The 18779-nt window shown below is 71.4% G+C and carries 12 protein-coding genes; 9 read left to right on the forward strand and 3 right to left on the reverse strand.

The features are described from left to right. Positions 1 to 581 (forward strand): RICIN domain-containing protein (locus tag IO39_RS27595; RefSeq protein WP_169789128.1); only part of this gene is annotated, 581 nt, incomplete at its 5' end. A 274-nt stretch (positions 582 to 855) separates the two neighbouring features. Continuing rightward, the gene (locus tag IO39_RS27600; protein ID WP_211267191.1) at positions 856 to 2199 is read left to right on the forward strand and encodes an RICIN domain-containing protein; all 1344 of its coding nucleotides are present in this window, start codon (positions 856 to 858) and stop codon (positions 2197 to 2199) included. Positions 2200 to 2431: 232 nt separating this feature from the next. Here the strand turns inward: IO39_RS27600 and IO39_RS27605 are convergent, their stop codons facing one another. Next, complete coding sequence (locus IO39_RS27605; RefSeq protein ID WP_043628897.1) at positions 2432 to 4291, reverse strand: RICIN domain-containing protein; 1860 nt, start codon at positions 4289 to 4291, stop codon at positions 2432 to 2434. A 550-nt stretch (positions 4292 to 4841) separates the two neighbouring features. Beyond that, a complete protein-coding gene (locus IO39_RS27610) occupies positions 4842 to 6050 on the reverse strand; it encodes an ROK family protein (protein WP_052423435.1) in 1209 nt (402 codons plus the stop codon). A gap of 307 nt (positions 6051 to 6357) precedes the next feature. Here IO39_RS27610 and IO39_RS27615 point away from each other — a divergent pair, with 307 nt between their 5' ends. The 6 genes from IO39_RS27615 (at position 6358) to IO39_RS27640 (ending at position 16548) form a co-directional block, all read left to right on the forward strand. Then, positions 6358 to 7791 carry a sugar ABC transporter ATP-binding protein gene (locus tag IO39_RS27615; protein ID WP_211267201.1) on the forward strand — a complete coding sequence of 478 codons (1434 nt, stop codon included), beginning with the start codon at positions 6358 to 6360 and terminating at the stop codon, positions 7789 to 7791. Next, complete coding sequence (locus tag IO39_RS27620) at positions 7788 to 8759, forward strand: ABC transporter permease (RefSeq protein WP_043628900.1); 972 nt, start codon at positions 7788 to 7790, stop codon at positions 8757 to 8759. Before IO39_RS27615 ends, IO39_RS27620 begins: the two co-directional genes overlap by 4 nt. Continuing rightward, positions 8756 to 9706 carry an ABC transporter permease gene (locus IO39_RS27625; RefSeq protein WP_052423436.1) on the forward strand — a complete coding sequence of 317 codons (951 nt, stop codon included), beginning with the start codon at positions 8756 to 8758 and terminating at the stop codon, positions 9704 to 9706. The genes IO39_RS27620 and IO39_RS27625 overlap by 4 nt, the downstream gene beginning before the upstream one ends. After that, on the forward strand, positions 9693 to 10901 hold the full coding sequence (locus tag IO39_RS27630) for a substrate-binding domain-containing protein (protein WP_043628901.1): 1209 nt from the start codon (positions 9693 to 9695) through the stop codon (positions 10899 to 10901). The genes IO39_RS27625 and IO39_RS27630 overlap by 14 nt, the downstream gene beginning before the upstream one ends. 27 nt (positions 10902 to 10928) lie before the next feature. Continuing rightward, on the forward strand, positions 10929 to 11762 hold the full coding sequence (locus tag IO39_RS27635; RefSeq protein ID WP_043628902.1) for a sugar phosphate isomerase/epimerase family protein: 834 nt from the start codon (positions 10929 to 10931) through the stop codon (positions 11760 to 11762). A 166-nt stretch (positions 11763 to 11928) separates the two neighbouring features. Then, complete coding sequence (locus tag IO39_RS27640) at positions 11929 to 16548, forward strand: ThuA domain-containing protein (RefSeq protein WP_084773602.1); 4620 nt, start codon at positions 11929 to 11931, stop codon at positions 16546 to 16548. A 173-nt stretch (positions 16549 to 16721) separates the two neighbouring features. Here IO39_RS27640 and IO39_RS27645 read toward each other — a convergent pair whose 3' ends face one another. Beyond that, positions 16722 to 17168 carry a MarR family transcriptional regulator gene (locus IO39_RS27645; RefSeq protein WP_043628903.1) on the reverse strand — a complete coding sequence of 149 codons (447 nt, stop codon included), beginning with the start codon at positions 17166 to 17168 and terminating at the stop codon, positions 16722 to 16724. 246 nt (positions 17169 to 17414) lie between these two features. On the opposite strand from IO39_RS27645, the gene IO39_RS27650 reads away from it, so the two are divergent. After that, a complete protein-coding gene (locus tag IO39_RS27650) occupies positions 17415 to 18692 on the forward strand; it encodes an ROK family transcriptional regulator (protein ID WP_043629167.1) in 1278 nt (425 codons plus the stop codon). Positions 18693 to 18779 lie beyond the last annotated feature (87 nt).

Below are 18779 nucleotides of genomic sequence, written 5' to 3' on the forward strand. Positions count from 1 at the left end.
CCGGCAGCAGCACCGGCACCTGGACCCGCCAGCACACCACCATCGAGAGCGGATACTTCCGCAACCTCACCTACGTGCCCCGCACCGGCCGCGTGCTGATCATCGCCGGATTCAACACCCTCCGCCACGCCGACATCGACTTCGGCCGCTCCACCGGCCCGTACTACAAACTGGTCAACCGGCACAGCGGCAAAGTCCTCGACGCCTACGGCGCCGCCCTCGCCGACGGCACCAACCTCGTGCAATGGACGGACAACGGCGGCCACAACCAGCACTGGCACATCACCGACGTCGGCGACGGCTACCGGGCACTGCTCAACCGCAACAGCGGCCGCGCCGTGTCCATCTTCGGGGCCGACACCGCCGACGCCGCACGAGCCGCCCAGTGGGTGCAGAACCTCGCCTTCGACCAATCCTTCACCCTCGAACCGGTCGGCGCCTACTACAAGATCCGCGCCCGCCACAGCGGCAAGCTGCTCAGCGTCGGAGGCGGGTCGACCGCCGACGGCGCCCAGGTCATCCAGTGGCCGGACCAGAACCGGCCCGAACAGCACTGGTCACTGGTCCAGGTGCCGAGCTAGCGCACCGGCGACGCACGCCACGACGGGGGCGGAGGAAGGGCACCGATCCGGGGCCGGTGGCCTTCCTCTTCCGCACACCGGCAGGAAAGGCCCGCCGACGGCCGCCCAGCAGCGGTTGGCAACCGAACGCACGAACCACTGTGGCCGTCCCCATGCGAGGGAATCGAGGTCCCGCAGAATGCGCATGTCATCCCCAGGTCCAGCGGCGGGACGCGCATGGTCGTCACGGCCACGCCGCCGCCGGCACACGTTCATCGGTGCATCCCTCTCGTGCTTGGCCCTGCTCCTCGGCATCGGCGCGCAACCCGCCGTGGCGTTGACGGGCGATGTCGCGATGCACGATCCCTCCGTCATCAAGGCGGGCAGTTGTTACTACGGCTATTCGACCGGAACCAGCGGCCGCGGCGGAGGGACGATCTCCATTCGCCGCACCTGCGACGCGGGCGGCGCGAGCGGATGGACGTATGTCGGCACCATCTTCAACTCGGTACCGGCGTGGATCACGGCTCGCCTCGGCCGGACCCCGCCGGAGCTGTGGGCCCCGGATATCAACTACTTCAACGGGATGTATCACCTCTACTACGCCGCCTCCTACTGGGGTCAGCAGACGACCGCGCTGATGGGGCTCGCCACCGCGCCGGACCCGGCCGGCCCGTGGACCGACCGCGGCGAGGTCACCGACATCAACTACCCCATCGACCCGAACGTGTTCACCGCCGATGGCACCATGTACGTCATGTGGGGCTCCTGGCCCGGAACCTACCTGCGCGTCCTCGACCCGGTGACGGGCAAGCTCTCGCCGTCGGACACGAGAATGTGGCGCATCGCGGAGAACATCGAGAACCAGGCGATGATGCGAGACGGCGCGTACTACTACCTCTTCGGATCGAGGGGCACCTGCTGCGTGGGCACCAACAGTACGTACTACACCGTGGTCGGCCGCTCGACGAGCCCGGCAGGCCCGTTCCTCGACCGCGACGGCGTGGACATGGCGAGGGGCGGCGGCACCACCGTTCTCACCGGTGCGCACCCCCAGGTAGCAGCCGGCGGCGGTGATCCCTTCGACGACGGGCCGCAGCGCATGTTCGCCTACCACTTCTACGACGCCAACGCCAACGGCCGCGGCACGCTGAACATCCGCCCCATCACGTTCAGCGGCGGATGGCCTGTCATGGGTCAGCCGCTGGGGACGACCACGCCGGTGTACGAGCGGATCAGCAACCGCAACAGCGGCCAAGTGCTCGACGTGAACGCCAGCTCGACGGCCGACGGCACCCCGATCATCCAATGGCCCTGGTACAACGGGGCGAGCCAGCAGTGGACATTCCAGGACGCCGGCGGCGGCCACTTCCGCATCGTGAACCGCAACAGCGGCAAGTGCCTGGATGTCAACGGCGCGTCGACCGCCGACGGCACAGCCGTCATCCAGTGGCCGTGCGGGACCGGCGCCAACCAGCAATGGCAGTGGGTGGCGACCGGCGCGTACTTCCAGCTCCGCGCCCGGCACAGCGGAAAATGCGCCGACGTGACCGGCGCATCGACCGCCAACGCGGCGGCCGTCATCCAGTGGCCGTGCGGGACCGGCGCCAACCAGCAATGGACACGCGCGGCATGGTGATCGCGGCATGGTGATCGCGGCATGGTGATCGCGGCATGGTGATCGCGGCATGGTGATACGGCACGCGACATCGCGGGAGAGGCGCCGTCATGACAGCCCCTTGCGGCTGCGCCGAGCGCACCTCTCCCGCGACGTGGCCAGACGCCTGGCCGCCGCCGGGGATGCGGCCGGACTTGCCGGGGCCGGACCTGCCGGGGCCTGGCTTGCCGGGGCCGGACTTGCCGGGGCCTGGCTAGCGGCCCCAGATCCGCCAGGTCTGGTTCAGCGGGCCGGCCTGGTTGACGGGGTTGCAGGTCCACTGGTGGACGACCGCGCGGGGCGCGGTGGAGATGGCGCTGACGTCCACGCACTTTCCGCTGTGCCGGGCGACGAGCTGGTAGTCATGGGGATCGTTGCCCGGGTAGGTGACCTTGCGCAACGTGAACTGCTGGTTCTGGGCGCCGTTGCCGCAGCTCCATTGGATGAGGGGGGCGCCGTCAGCGGCCGACACCCCGGAGACGTCGAGGCACTTGCCGCTGAGCTGGTTGACGAGGGTGTAGGCGCCGGGCACGCCGGCGACCGGGCGGAAGTCCCACAGTTGCTGATCGCCGCCCTCGCAGTGGTACTGCTGCTGGACGTTGCCGTCGTCGGTCCTGAGGTCGGTGTTGTCCAGGCACTGCTGGGAATGCTGGGCGACGGCGACGGAGGTGAAGCCGCCGTCGGAGGGCGGCAGGAGCGTGACGGTGAAGGTCTCGTCGGCATCGGTGTGCGGCAGGTTCAGCGTGGCGCCGTCACCGGAGAGGGTCACGATCGTGTTCCGCACGGTGACCGGGCCCTGGACGGCGCCGCCGCCGTTGTACGGGATGCGCTGCACGACGGCGCGCACCTGGTTGTTCTGCACGATTCCCCTGGTGGCGTCCAGGCGTTGCAGGCGGACGGCGATGTTGCCGGTGGTGCCGCCGCCACCGACGAGCACCTTGGCCACGCCGTCCGCCTTGGTGGCGAAGGCGTCGTAGGCCGGGCTTGGAGTGACGGAGACGATCTGCCCGGTCTGCGAGGCGTAGAAGCGGTAGACCCACCATTCGCCCTTGGGCAGGTGCTGTCCGCTCTGGTGGCGGACGAGCAGGTTGCCCAGGTCGTTGTGCAGGTTGCCGCTGCTGGCCCAGTTCGCGCGCAGGCCGTCGGCGCCGGCGCGTTCCAGCCGGGCGATGTACCACGATCCGTCGCCGGGGTTCTGCTCGTCGGGGGCGGCGTATTCGTTGATCTGGTACGGGCGCGGATGCGGGATGCCACGCGGGTCGAGGGTGGCATTGGCGGCGGCGACGTCGGCGACCGGGTCGCCGGGCAGGGAGTGCCAGCTGATGATGTCGGGGATGACGTCGTTGGCGCGGATGAAGTCCAGGTACTGGTTCCACCAGGGGTGGCCGGGGGACGGCACGCACGCGCAGCTCGGGCCGACGATCAGCTGATCGGGGAAGGCGGCGCGGATGCGCTGGTAGCTGCGTCGCCACAGCTCGAAGTACTGCGCCTGCGGACGGTTCCAGAACAGGTTGAGGTTGGGTTCGTTCCAGATGTCCCACTGCACGGCGATCCCGGCCGCCCGCACGTCGTTGATGAGGCGGGTGAGGAAGGCGTCGTAGTCGCTCCAGTCGCCACCGTCGCCGGGGAATCGGGAGATCGGGAAGCCGTCGGCGCCCCACAGATCGTGCGGGAGCAGGATGAACTCGCCGCCGAGTGCGATGGTGCGGCGCGCCTGCGCCAGCGTGGAGTTCCAGCGGCGTTCGTAGCCGCCCGCCACCCAGCCGCCGGGAGCGCCGAGCTGGGCGCCGCCGGCGCGCATGAAGCGGAACTTGACGTCGCGGTAGAAGTGGTCGGCGGGTCCGGAGGCGTTCTCGGTCATGCCGTAGATCCAGCCGGAGGCCCGGTAGGCCGGGGAGCCGCCGGCCGTGGCGAAGTCCACGGTGATCGATTCGTCGGCGGCTTGCGCGTCGGTGGCTTGCGCGGCGGCGGCTTGCGCGGCGGTGGCCGGCAGGGCGAGGCCGGCGATGGCCAGCGCGCATACGGCGACGCGGGCGGTGGCGGTGCGGAGGAGTGAGCGTAAGCGGGTGTTCACGGGCTGCTCCTGAAGGCGGGGGGTGGGGCCGCGATGGCCCCGGGCGGCGGAGTGACCGGTGGTGCGTCCCTGCGTTCGCCGCGCCTGGGCGGCGAATCGATTCGACCCGGAGCGTAGATCCGAGGCCGGCGCGTGTCAATGCCAGATCTGGCAGACGACCCACATCACCCTGGTCAAGCTGGAACCGGCCCGAAGGCCGAAGCCTCTGCGACCCCGTGGCAGGTGACGAATCGATTCCGCGCCGACGATCACGCTGGGACGACAGCGGCGTGGCCGGGCCTGAGCCGGGAGGCGGCCTCAACCCCCCGGCCTCGGCCGACCTGCGGGCGGCCTGCGGACGGCCCGGCGGGCGGCCGGTAGCCGGCCCGGTGAGCGGCCGGTAGCCGGCCCGGTGAGCGGCGGGCAGGCGGCCCGGTGAGCGACCTGCGGGCGGCCGGCAGGCGGCCGGTGACCAGCCCCGAGCGCGGTCCTCGGCGCCGCCACCGTCAGCTAGCGTGGCGGCACGAGCGGCTTCTGTCGATGATCATGCAGAAGTCAGGAGATGGCGGCCCTATCCTTCGGCGCTCAGGGCCGTCACCGCCTGGTCGACCACCTCGGGCGCCAGCACGTGCTCGATGACCATGACGGCCGCGCCGGTGACGCCCGCGCGGTCGCCCAGGTCGCTGGTCAGGATGTTGAGATGCTGCGTGGCCAGCGGCAGGGACGTGCTGTAGATGACCTCGCGGACTCCGGCGAGCAGATGCTCGCCCGCCTCCGCGATGTCGCCTCCGACGACGATGAACGAGGGGTTGAAGAAGTTGACGACCCAGGCCAGGACCGTGCCGATCTCGCGGCCGGCCTGCCGGATCGCCTGGACCGCCCGGACGTTGCCCGCGCGCACCAGCTCGACGACGTCGCGGCTGGCGGAGGCGTCCTCGCCCGCCTCGCGCAGGCGGGCGGCCAGAGCCCCGCCGCCCGCCACGGCTTCCAGGCAGCCGGTGTTGCCGCAGCGGCAGACAACCTCCTCGAACGAGGGGACCCGGATGTGCCCGATGTCGCCGGCCGCTCCCTGGGCGCCGCGATGGAGGCGGCCCTCGCTGATGATGCCGCAGCCCACCCCCGTGCCGACCTTGACGAAGATCAGGTGCTGGACCTGCGATCTGACCGCCCAGTACTCCCCCAGCGCCATGATGTTCACGTCGTTGTCGACCAGCACGGGCGCGCCGAGCCGGGCACTGAGCCACTCGGGCACCGCGAAGCGGTTCCATCCGGGCATGATCGGCGGGTTGACGGGCGTGCCGGTGCCGTGTTCTACCGGCCCGGGGAGTCCGACGCCGATGCCGCACACGTCGGCCAGGCCGCGGCCGCATTCGGCGAGCAGCTCGTGAAAGGTCTCGACGAGCCAGGTCAGCACGGGCACCGGCCCCCGGTCGATGGGCATCTCGGCACTGCGCTCGGCGAGCGGGTTGGTCGCGAGATCGGTGACGGCCAGGCGGGCGTGCGTCACGCCGAGGTCCGCCGCGAGCACGACCCGTGCGCTCTGGTTGAAGGCGAACGTCGTCGCGGGGCGCCCGCCGGAGTGGATCGCGTCGTCGGTGGGCGCCACCAGGCGCTGGTGCATCAGCGCGTCCAGCCGGAGCGAGAGCGTCGAGCGGGCCCATCCGGTGAGCTGGGCCAGCTCGGCGCGGGTGCGCGGCCGTCCGTCGCGCAGGATCGAGAGCAGGGCCCCTGCTCCGGCGGCCGAGCCGCCGGCGTCGATCAGCGTGCTCTCAGTCAACACCTGCTCCGTTCCTTGAAACCCGAACCTTTCAGGTCACATCATAGTTATGCCATCCCTACCCGCTAGTTTTGCTTGACCGTCGACATAAGACGCCTTTAGCATCCGGCAACATGAGGGACATAAGCCAGAAACCGCCCGATGGCCGGAGGATTCCCTCCCTCGGGGCAGGTTTCACGGGGCGGGCACGTGCCCGGGCCCCCAGATCAGCCGCCGCGGCCACCCCCCGATCAGCCGTGTCGCCGCCCGAGAGGACACGGCAGGCCGGTCTCCGCGGGGCGGCGAGCTGGAGGTGGAACGCGTGCTGAGCATGCGCGGCATCGGCAAGAGCTTCCTGGGCGTCCGGGTGCTGTCGGGGATCGATCTCGACGTGGCCGCCGGCGAGGTGCACGCCGTCGTCGGCGAGAACGGCGCCGGCAAGTCCACCCTCATGAAGATCATCTGCGGGGTTCACGCGCCGGACGAGGGCACGATCGAGCTCGACGGGCGGCCCGTCTCCTTCGGCCATCCGCTCGAGGCCCAGCGCTCCGGCATCGCGATCATCTACCAGGAGTTCAACCTGCTGCCCGAGCGCACGGTCGCCGAGAACGTCTTCCTCGGTCGCGAGCCGGTCCGGCGTGGCCTGGTCGACCGGGCGGCGATGGAGCAGGCCACCGCACGGCTCCTCGACGAGCTCGGCGAAGGCTCCTTCGGCCCGCGCGACGCCGTCAAGCGGTTGTCGGTGGCCCAGCAGCAGGTCGTCGAGATCGTCAAGGCGCTGTCGGTGAACGCCCGGCTCGTCGTCATGGACGAGCCCAGCGCGGCCCTGGCCGAGCACGAGGTCGAGCTGCTCTACCGGCTGATCGGGCGGTTGCGCGAGCGCGGCGTCGCGGTGCTCTACATCTCCCACCGATTACGAGAGGTCTTCGACCTCGCCGACCGGGTCACCGTGCTCAAGGACGGCTCGCGCGTCACCACCCGCCCGATCGCGGAGGTGACCTCCGACGAGCTGATCCGCCTGATGGTCGGCCGCGACCTCGGCACCTACTTCCCGCCCCGCTCCCCCGGCGCCGGCGAGACCCGGCTCAGCCTGCGCGGCGCGGGCAACCACAAGCTCCGCGACATCGATCTGGAGCTGCGCGCCGGGGAGATCGTCGGCATCGCGGGCCTGCAGGGCTCCGGACGGTCCGAGCTGGCCAAGGCGATCTTCGGCGCGGAGCCGTTCACGGAGGGCGAGATGACGCCGTCGCGGCCTCGCTCGGTGCGCGAGGGCGTGGCCCTGGGCATCGGGCTCGTGACCGAGGACCGCAAGGCCGAAGGGCTCGCCCTCCGGCAGTCGGTGCGGGACAACGCGCTGCTCGTCGCCCGCGCGGTCGGCGCCAGGGGCCGCGACGGCGTCCGCGACCTGCTCGAACGCGTACGCCTCGCGCCGCCGCGCCAGGACCAGGAGGTCCGCTACCTGTCCGGCGGCAACCAGCAGAAGGTCGTGCTGGCCAAATGGATGACGATGGCGCCGCGCGTGCTGCTGTTCGACGAGCCGACCCGGGGCGTCGACGTGGGGGCCAAGGCCGCCATCCACGACCTGATGCGCGAGCTGGCCAACGACGGCATGGCCATCATGATGATCTCCTCCGAGCTGCCCGAGCTCATCGGCATGAGCGACCGCGTCGTGGTCCTGCGCGACGGCCGGATCGCCGGCACACTGCCCGCCGGCCCCTCGGAGGAGGCCATCATGCGCCTGGCCGCGGCGGAGGTGGTGTCATGAGCGGCGTCTCGGTGGCGGCGCGGCTGCGCGAGCCCACCCAGGTGGTGTTCCTCGCGCTGCTCGGCCTGATCGCACTCGGCTGGGTCCTCGTCGCGCTCGACGGCGGCCAGTTCCTGACCATGGAGAGCGTCGTCGGGATCCAGCAGCGTTCCGCGGCCCTCGGCATCGTGGCGGTCGGGCAGACGCTGGCCATCCTGGCCGGCTCTCTCGACCTGTCGGTGGCGTACCTGATCAGCCTGGCCTCGCTGGTCGCGGCGGAGATCATGGCGGGCCGGGACGGGAACATCGTCCCCGCGGTCGCCGCGGTGCTGGCCGTCAGCGCGCTGGTGGGGCTGGTCAACGGGCTGGTCATCACCCGGCTCCGGGTCCACGCCTTCATCGCCACCCTCGGCGTCGCCCTGATCATCAGGGGCGTCCTCGACCACCTCTACGACGGGCCCGCCGGGAAGGTGCCCGAGTCGTTCCAGCTCCTCGGCTACTCCCGGATCGGGCCGGTCCCCGTCTCCGCCCTGCTGTGGGCGGGCGTGGCCGTCGCGGCCTGGTTCCTGCTGAGCAGGACCCGGCTGGGATACCGGATCTACGCGGTCGGCGGGAACGAGGAGGTCGCCCGCCTGTCCGGGATCCGCACCGGGCGGGTCGTCGTCCTCACCCACGTGCTGTGCTCGCTCTGCGCCGGCGTCGCCGGCCTGCTGCTGGCCAGCCGGCTCGGCGCCGGGGCGCCCACGGTGGGCACCGACGGCGGCTACGACCTGGAGTCCATCGCCGCGGTCGTGCTCGGCGGCACCGCGCTGGCCGGCGGCAAGGGCGGCGTGGCCGGGACCGTGGGCGGGGTCCTGCTGCTGGCCGTCCTGGACACCCTCTTCAACCAGCTGGAGGTCAACTCCTTCGTCAAGGACGTGGTCCGCGGCGTGGTCATCGTCGTCGCGGTGGCCGTCTACGCCCGGCGGCTCAAGGGACGGCCGGCATGAAGCGGGCCCTTCCCATCCTCGCGGTCCTCGTGGTGCTGCTGGCCGCGATCGCCTTCGTCAATCCCTTCTTCCTGGAGCCCGCCGGCTTCCTGGCGTTCGTCAAACGCGCCGCGCCGCTGGTGATCCTCGCCGCGGGACAGTACTTCGTCATCGTCTCGGGCGAGTTCGACCTGTCGGTCGGCTCGCTGGTGACGGCCGAAGTGGTGATCGCCGCCCGGCTCATCGACGGCGACGAGTCGGCCACCTGGCCCGTCCTCGCCCTGCTGATCGTCATCGGGCTGCTCGTCGGGCTGGTCAACGGCGTGATCACCACCAAGCTGCGGGTGCCGTCGTTCATCGTGACGCTCGGCATGCTGCTCGTCCTGTCCGGGGCGGTGTTCCTGTGGTCGGGCGGCGCGCCGCGCGGCGCGCTGTCGGAGGGCTTCCGCGCCTTCGGCCGCGGCGGCCTCGGGCCGGTGCCGTGGTCGGTGCTGATCCTGCTGGCGGCCGGCGCGGCGGCGATCTGGCTCATGCGCGCCGACTTCGGCAAGACGCTGATGGCCACCGGCGACAACGAGCGCGCCGCGGCGCTGTCCGGGGTCCGGGTCCACCGGGCCAAGATCTACGCCTTCATGCTCTCCGGCCTGGCCGCGACCGTCACCGCGATCCTGCTCGGCGGCTTCGCCGGCGTCTCGGCCCAGGTCGGCCAGGGGCTGGAGTTCTCCGCCATCACCGCGGTCGTCCTCGGCGGCGTGGCGCTCGGCGGCGGCCGCGGCTCGGTGCTCGCCGCCATGGCCGGAGCCTGCACGCTGGAGGCGCTGTTCACCCTGCTCAACCTGTACGGCATCTCGGGGGCACTGGAGTTCACCGTGCAGGGCGTCATCATCATCGCCGCGGTCGCGGCGGGAGCCGTCCGACTTCCCCGGAAGTTCACCCCCCGAAAAGGAGACGCACATGCCGCGTCGTAAGGCCACGGTCGCCGTGTTCGCCGCGCTCGCCCTGGCGGGCTGCACCACCGACAAGCCGCCCGCCACCCAGAGCAGCGGCGCGCCGGCCGCGAGTGCCGCCCAGAGCGGCCAGGGGTCGGGCACGGGCACGCAGTCGAAGTTCTTCGTGCAGGCCGACTTCGACGCCCAGCTCGCCATGCGGTCGCAGACGCCGCAGGGCCCCGAGGGGAAGCCGTGGGAGCAGGCCATCGCCCCCGAGATGACCGACACCAAGACGTTCAAGAAGGACGGGCCGTACCACCTGTGCTTCTCCAACGCCGCGGTCAACAACCCCTGGCGGCAGGTCGGCTGGAAGACCATGCAGGCCGAGGCCGGCCTGCACAAGGAGATCGCGAAGTTCACCGCCCTGGACGCCGAGGGCAAGGACGACAAGCAGATCTCCGACATCGCCGAGCTGCAGGCCAAGGGATGCGACGCGCTGATCGTCTCGCCCAACACGACCGCCACGCTGACCCCGGCCGTGAAGGGCGCCTGCGGCAAGGTGCCGGTCATCGTGTTCGACCGGGGCGTGGAGACCGACTGCCCGGTGACGTTCATCAAGCCCATCGGCGGCTACCTGTACGGCGCCGACGCCGCCGACTTCCTGGTGGAGAAGGTGCCGGCCGGCGGCAAGGTCCTCGCGCTGCGCATCAGCCCCGGCGTGGACGTGCTGGAGACCCGCTGGTCGGCGGCCAAGGTGGTCTTCGACAAGAGCAAGCTCCAGGTGGTGGGCGTGGAGTTCACCGACGGCGACGCCGCCAAGACCAAGAGCATCGTCAACGACTACATCCAGCGGCACGGCAAGCTCGACGGCCTCTGGATGGACTCCGGAGCGACCGCCGTGGCCGCGGTCGAGGCGTTCGAGGACGCCGGCCTGCCGGTGCCGCCGATCACCGGCGAGGACCAGCAGGACTTCCTGCAGAAATGGAAGGACGCCAAGCTCACCGCCATCGCCCCCACGTACCCGACCTACCAGTGGCGCACCCCGATCATCGCCGCGCTGAAGATCCTCAAGGGAGAGGAGGTGCCGAAGGTCTGGAACCTGCCCCAGCCCAAGATCACCGAGGAGACCCTGCCCACCTACCTCCAGCCGGACATGCCGCCGCTGCACTACGCCCTGTGCGGCTGCGAGGACCTGCCCGGCTTCCCGGAGAACTGGGGCGGAAAGAAGAGCTGAGCCGAGACGACGACGAAGAGGGACGCCATGTTCTCCATCGGAGTGAACACCTGGGTCTGGGTCTCCCCGCTGACCGACGACGAGCTGGCGCGGCTCGCGCCGCGCATCGCCCGGTGGGGCTTCGACACCATCGAGCTGCCCGTCGAGCGGCCCGGCGACTGGGACCCGGACAAGGCGGCGGCGCTGCTGGCCGAGCACGGGCTGGCCGCCTCCGTGGTGCTGGTCATGCCGCCGGGGCGCGAGCTCGTGGCCGCCTCCCCGCAGACCGTCCGGGACACCCAGGACTACCTGCGGCACTGCGCCGACGTGGCGGCGGCCGTCGGCTCCCCGGTGATCGCGGGGCCGGCGTACGCGTCGGTCGGCCGGACGTGGCGGCTCTCGCCGGACGAGCGCCGCGGCGCCTACGCCGAGCTGCGCGAGAACCTGCGGCCCGTCCTGGACCACGCGGCCGGGCGCGGGGTGCGGCTCGCGGTCGAGCCGCTCAACCGGTACGAGACCAGCCTCCTCAACACCGTCGAGCAGGCCCTCGACGCGCTGCCCGAGGACTGCCCGCTGGCTCTCGACGTCTACCACCTGAACATCGAGGAGAAGGACCCCGCCCGGGCGGTGCGGGCGGCGGCGGGCCGGATCGGGCACGTGCAGGTGTGCGGCACCGATCGCGGCACGCCGGGAGCCGACCGCTTCGACTGGCCCGGCTTCACCCGGGCCCTGCGCGACGCCGGCTACCAGGGGCCGCTCGTCATCGAGTCGTTCACCGCGCACAACCGGAGCATCGCCACCGCGGCCTCCATCTGGCGGCCCCTCGCCGAGAGCCAGGACGCGCTGGCCACGGACGGCCTGGCCTACCTGCGCACCCTCTGACCCCGGGGCGCGCGCCCACCGGCGCGCGCCCTCCCCGCAGCGTCCGTTGACGCCTCACCTTGAGACGTCCCCCGCAGCATTCGTGAACGCCTCGCCCTGAGGCGTCTCCCGCAGAGTCCCGTTGGCGCCTCGTCCTGAGGCACCCCCCAACCCCCCGGAGATTCGCATGCGACGATTTCTCGCCGCCCTCTTACTCCCGGCCCTGTTACTGGCGCTGTCGCCGGCTCCCGCCCACGCGGGCGGCTCCGCCTTGCACGGCTTCCGCGCCCTGCTGTTCACCAAAGCCGTGGGATACGTGCACGGCTCCATCCCGGCCGGCATCCAGATGGTGAACGACCTGGCCGCCGCCCATGACTTCGAAGTGGTGCAGAGCGCCGACTCCTCGGTGTTCAACGACGGCGACCTGGCCACGTACGACGTCCTGATCATGCTGCAGAACTCCGGCATGGTCTGGGAGAACGACGCCCAGCGGCAGGCGCTGCAGAAGTTCGTCCGGTCGGGCAAGGGCGTCGTGGCCATCCACAACGCGCTCGACATGGGCGTCGAGAACGAGTTCCCCTGGTGGGACGACCTGATCAACGGCGGCGCCCACATGCCGGCGCACTCGCCCGGCACCCTCCAGGGGCTGGCCAAGGTCGTCGACCGGGTGCACCCCTCGACCAGGAACCTCCCGCAGCGCTGGCAGCGGGCGGAGGAGTGGTACAACTTCGCGCCGAACCCGCGCGGCAACGTGCACGTCCTGGTCGCCGCGGACGAGACGACCTACAACCCCGGCTCCGCCGCCATGGGCCCCGACCATCCGATCTCCTGGTGCCGCCAGGCCGAAGGGGCCCGGGTGTGGGCCACCGCCATGGGACACGAGGCGAGCGCGTACGCCGAGCCGGAGTTCCGCGAGCACGTCCTCGGCGGCATCGAGTGGGCGGCCGGGGCGCAGCCGGGCGACTGCGGCGGCACCGTGTGGAGCAGCTTCGAGAAGGTCGCCCTCGACGACAACACCAGCAACCCGATGGAGCTGGACGTCGCCCCCGACGGCCGGGTGTTCTACGTCCAGCGCCAGGGCGAGGTGAAGATCTACAAGCCCGACACCCACCTGACCGTCACCGCCGCCACCCTCAACGTCTACACCGGCGGTGAGGACGGCCTGGTCGGCATGGAGCTGGACCCGGACTTCGCCCGGAACGGGTGGATCTATGTGTACTGGTCGCCGGCCGGCAGCGCCGAAGACGTCAACCGGCTGTCCCGGTTCACCGTGCAGGGTGACACCATCGACCTGAGCACCGAGAAGAAGATCATCGAAATCCCCGCCTATCGTGCGCGGACCTACCCCGAGCCCGGGCACACCGGCGGCGCGGTCGAGTTCGGGCCCGACGGCAGCCTCTACCTGAGCGTCGGCGACGACGTGCCGCCGAACCTGTCGCCCGACTGGCAGGGGTACGCGCCGCTCGACTGGCGTCCCGGCCAGCACATGCTGGACGCGGCCCGGACCGCGGGCAACACCAACGACCTGCGCGGCAAGATCCTGCGGATCAAGCCGAAGGCGGACGGCGGCTACGACATCCCCGAGGGCAACCTGTTCCCGCCGGGCACCGCCAAGACCCGCCCCGAGATCTACGCCATGGGCTTCCGCAACCCCTTCCGCTTCACCGTGGACGCCAAGACCGGTCACCTGCACGTGTCCGACTACGGGCCGGACCGGGGTGGCGCCACCACCGACCGGGGTCCCGAGGGCCTGGTGGAGTACAACGTCATCAAGAAGGCCGGCAACTTCGGCTGGCCGTTCTGCCACGGTGACAACCAGCCGTACGCGCCGTACAACCCCGACACCAAGGAGGTCGGCGCCAAGTTCGACTGCGCCGCCCCCGTCAACGAGTCGCCGAACAACACCGGCCTCACCGAGCTGCCGCCGATCGACAAGCCGGTCATGTGGTACGGCTACGGCACCTCCCCCGCCTTCCCCGAGCTCGGCTCGGGCGGCTCGGCGCCGATGAGCGGCCCCGTCTACCGCTACGACGCCGGCAACCCGTCGCCGACCAAGTTCCCGCCCTACTTCGACGGCGTGAACTTCTTCTACGAATGGTCGCGCCACTACGTCAAGGAGATCCACCTCGACTCCGCCGGCCAGGTCTTCAAGATCAACAGCTTCCTGGGGAACACGCCGTTCCTCAAGCCGATGGACATGACCTTCGGCCCGGACGGCGCGCTCTACCTGCTGGAGTGGGGCACCGACTTCGGCGGCGGCAACAACGACTCCGGCCTCTACCGCATCGACTACGCCGCCGGCGCCCGCTCCCCGGTGGCCAGGGCCACCTCCTCTCGGGTCGACGGCCCCGTCCCGCTGACCGTCGAGTTCGACGCCTCCGGCAGCTACGACCCCGACGGCGACACCCTCACCTACGCCTGGGACTTCGACGGTGACGGCACCGTCGACTCCACCCAGGCCAAGGCCGGCCACGTGTACCGGACGGTGGGCCGGTACACCGCCCAGCTCAAGGTGAGCGACAGCACCGGCAAGGAGGGCTTCGCCAACATCGAGATCACCGCGGGCAACAGCCGGCCCACGGTGACCATCGAGACCCCGCCGAACGGCACGCCGATCCAGTTCGGCCAGGACGTGCCGTACAAGATCAAGGTCACCGATCCCGAGGACGGCGTGATCGACTGCGCCAAGGTGTTCGTCAACCCGGCGCTCGGCCACGACGACCACGAGCACGAGACCGTCGAGCTCCCCGGCTGCGAGGGGGTCGTCAACACCGGCGACCTCGGCGGCCACCCCGACGGCGCCAACCTGTTCTACGTGCTCAACGCCCACTACACCGACGGCTCGCAGGAGATGCCGCTCACCGGCCGCGCCAAGGCGATCCTGCAGCCCATGCGCAAGCAGGCCGAGTTCTTCACCGCCCAGGCGGGCGTGCGCGTCATCGACGAGCCGGGCGCCGAGAGCGGCAAGCGCATCGGCGACATCAGCAACAACGACTGGATCTCGTTCACCCCGATGAACCTGCACGCCGTCAAGGGCGTGAACTACCGGCTGTCCAGTCCCACCGGCGGCGGGACGATCGAGCTGCGCGCCGAGTCGCCCACTGGCCGGCTGCTGGCCGCCACCGCGGTCCCCGGCACCGGCGGCTGGAACGACTACCAGCAGACCCCGACCGTCCCGGTCGCGGCGGACGCGGCCACCTCGACGCTCTACGTGGTGTTCAAGAACTCCGCCAACAACGCCTTCGACCTGGACGCCGTCCAGTTCGTGGGCGAGACCCCGCCCCCCGTGATCGAGCCGGGCCTCTACACGGTCACCGCCCAGCACAGCGGCAAGAACGTGACCACGCAGAACGCGTCGACGGCCGACGACGCCAAGCTCGTCCAGATGGGCGCCACCGGCGACCCCATCCAGCGGTGGGAGGTCATGCCCGCGCCCGGCGGCTACCAGCTCAAGAACGCCGGCAGCGGCAAGTGCGCGGACGTCCCCGGCGGCACGACCACCCCCGGCACCCAGCTCGTCCAGTGGACCTGCCACCCCGCCGGCGCCGCCGACGCGCCCAACCAGCACTTCACCCTGGTCCCGGCCAGCGACGGCCTGTTCCAGATCGTCTCCGCCAAGACCGGATTGTGCGTCGACGTCAACGGCGTCTCCCAGGACGACGGCGCCGCGGTGATCCAGTGGAACTGCACGCTCGCGCCCAACCAGACCTTCCGCTTCACCAAGGCCGACGGCGGCGCCGCCGACACGGCCGCGCCGGCCACCACGGCGAAGCGGAACCCGGCCGAGCCGGACGGCAAGGAGGGCTGGTACACCGCCGCTCCGGTCGAGATCACCCTGACCGCGGCCGACGAGGAGGGCGGCTCCGGCGTGGCCGCCACCGAATACCGGCTCGACGGCGGCGCCTGGACCGCCTACAGCACGCCGTTCACGGTCAGCGGCGACGGGGCGCACACCCTCGAGTACCGCTCGCGCGACGGCGCGGGCAACGTCGAGCAGGCCCGCTCGCTCACGCTCAAGATCGACGCGACCGCCCCCCGGACCACCGCGTCGTTCGCCCCGCCCAACGAGAAAGGATGGAGCAGGACCTCGGTCCCGGTCGAGCTGGCCGCGCAGGACGCCCACTCCGGCGTCAAGCTCATCGAGTACGCCCTCGACGGCGCCGCCTGGACGGCCTACGCCGGAACGCCCGTGACGGTCGACGGCGACGGCGAGCACGAGCTGCGCTACCGCACCACCGACGCGGCGGGCAACGTCGAGGAGGAGAAGGCGGCGGTGCTGAAGATCGACGCCACCAAGCCCACCCTGCTGGTGTCCGGCGTGGCCGACGGCGAGACGTACGGCGACGCCCAGGACGCGGTGATCACCTGGGAGGCCGTGGACGCCACCTCGGGCGTCGACCGCACGACCGGCACCCTCGACGGCGCGCCGCACACGTCGGGCTCGGTGCTGCCGCTGTTCACCCAGACCCTGGCCACGCACACGGTCGCGGTCACCTCCACGGACAACGCCGGCAACGCGGTGACCACGTCCGTACGGTTCGGCGTCACCACGTCGCTGCGGGACATGCAGAACCTGCTCGACCGGTTCCGGGCCACCGGCTGGCTGTCGCCGGCCGCGCACCACAAGCTGGCCAAGAAGCTCACCCAGGCCCGCAAGGCCCAGACCTCCGGAAAGGACGACCGGGCGGTGCGGCTCCTCGGTGACGTCAAGGAACTCGCCGCGGACGGGACGCTCGTCCCGCGCGCCGAGGTGCGCCAGGTGCTCACCCGCGACGCCGACAAGATGATCTCGGTCATCCGCGGCTGAGACCCCTGCACACCCTCCCGCCCGCCGCCCCGCCACCCAGCGGGGCGGCGGCACGGGGGTCCCGCCCGCCTGACGGCGCCGGCTGGCACCACCGACGGCACCGAGGTCGGCGTCAACGATGCCGATGCGGCTCCGGTCAGCCGGTCAGGCGGGGCGGGACGCTCTGGGGGTGATCAGGTTCTGCCGGTCATCCCGGTGGCGGGATGCCGGATCTCGATGCTCGCGGGGTCGGACAGTGCTCGTTCGACGACGACGCCGGCCGGATCAGTGGCCATCGCGGCGATGTAGTCGGCGTTGACCTCCACGCCCAGGGCGCCGACCCGCGAGCCGTCCAGGACGAGCGCGACCCCCGGGCGGCCGACGGAGCCCGCGTGCTGCGGTCCCGCCTCCTTGACCAGCCCGCGTGCCTGCGACTCGCTCACCAGGCTGGTGACGGTGGTCTTGTTCAGCCCGGTCGCGACGGCGATGGCCGACCGGGAGCAGGGGCCGTGCCCGCTGACGTGACGCAGCACCAGGGCGAGGTTGGACCGTCGCACGGTGGTCTGGTCCGCGGGGGCTCCCGCGGCCAGGCCCCGGCTCATCGAGTCGTTCGCGGGGGCGTCAGGCCTGCTGGGGTGCACGCCGCTCCTTCCCGAATAAGTACGGACGGCTCGCCGAATTAAAGGCGGCCGGCTCGGGAGAAGACAAGAGGGAAAACGGTTGCACGTTGCATAACAGTTCGATAACCGCATCGAAAACGGCGACCGAGCTGGCCGAAGAGCGGCGATGCCAACTTGTTACTGAACGCGGGGGTGCTCGGCCGGACATTTCCGTGTTACAACGCTCATTAATTGATCCCGGAGATAAACAAAGGGCGGGTGGCGCGCGTGACGTACGAGCACCTCACCCGCACCTCCGGCGGCGACCCTCCGCCGGCGGGCTCAGCGGCACTCCGAAGGGCGAACCTCTCAGCGGTGCTGCGCGAGCTGCGCGACCACACCTCCCTGTCGCGCGCCGGCATCGCCGAGGCGACCGGGCTGCACCGGGCCACCGTCAGCAACCTCATGGCCGAGCTGCTGGACCGGCGGCTGGTGCGGGAGGTCGGCGTCGAGCACGCGGGGGCGATCGGGCGGCCCAGACGGGCCGTGGCGCTGCACGGCGCGCACGTCGGCGCGCTGGGCATGGAGATCAACGTCGACTACATCGCCGTCCACGGCACCGACCTCAGCGGCCGCGTCCTGGTCGAGCGCCGGGTGGTCTTCGACGCGATGGGCAACGGCCCGGATCGCGCGGTACGCCGGCTCGGGCTCGTGGCCACGGAGGCCGTGGAGGCGATGCGCCGGGCCGGAGCGAGCCCGGCCGGCATCGTGGTGGCCGTCCCCGGGCTCGTGGACGTGGCCCGCGGCGTCGTGACGTTCGCGCCGAACCTCTACTGGCACGACCTGCCGCTGGCCGACCGGCTGACCGCCGCGCTCGGCCCGTCGCGCGTGCCGGTGCGGGTGGACAACGACGCCAACCTCGCCGCCCTGGCCGAATACACCTCCGGCGTCGCCGCGGGCACCTCCGACCTGGTCTACCTCACCGGCGAGGTCGGCGTCGGCGGCGGGATCATCTCGGGCGGCAGACTCCTGCGCGGAGCGGACGGATTCTCCGGCGAGGTCGGGCATCTGCCTGTCGACCCGAACGGCGGCAGGTGCGGCTGCGGCCGCACCGGCTGCTTCGAGACCAAGGTGGGCCTGGCCGCGCTCGTCGCGGCGGCCATGCCCGAGCAGGCGTACGGGCTGCCCGGCAGACCGGTGCCGGATCCCGGCGAACGAGTGGCCGACATCGCCCGCGGCCTGGCTGCCGGCGACGTGCGGATGATGAAGGCGGTGGCGCAGGTCGGCCAATGGCTCGGGCTCGGCGGCTCGATCGTGGCCAACCTGTTCAACCCCCGGGTGATCGTCATCGGCGGCTACTTCGCCTCCCTGGCCGAGTGGCTGCTGCCCCACGCGCAAGATCAGCTGCACCGGCTCGTGGTGGCATCTCCCGCCGCCCCGTGCCGGTTCGTCGCCTCCACGCTCGGCTTCGGCGCCGCGTCCCGGGGCGCCGCGAGCATGGTGGTCAGCCGGCTCATCGAGGACCCGACCACGATCACCGGCCCACCCCGGCCGGCGGCCTCCTGACGGCCCCCGCAAACCCCGGAGACGGCACCCTCCGGCCACCGCAACACCCGCTACGAACCAAGCGGCAACAAGCGCGGCGGCGCGCGC

Origin of the sequence: Nonomuraea candida, from assembly GCF_000725485.1 — a bacterium.
Lineage (GTDB): Bacteria > Actinomycetota > Actinomycetes > Streptosporangiales > Streptosporangiaceae > Nonomuraea > Nonomuraea candida.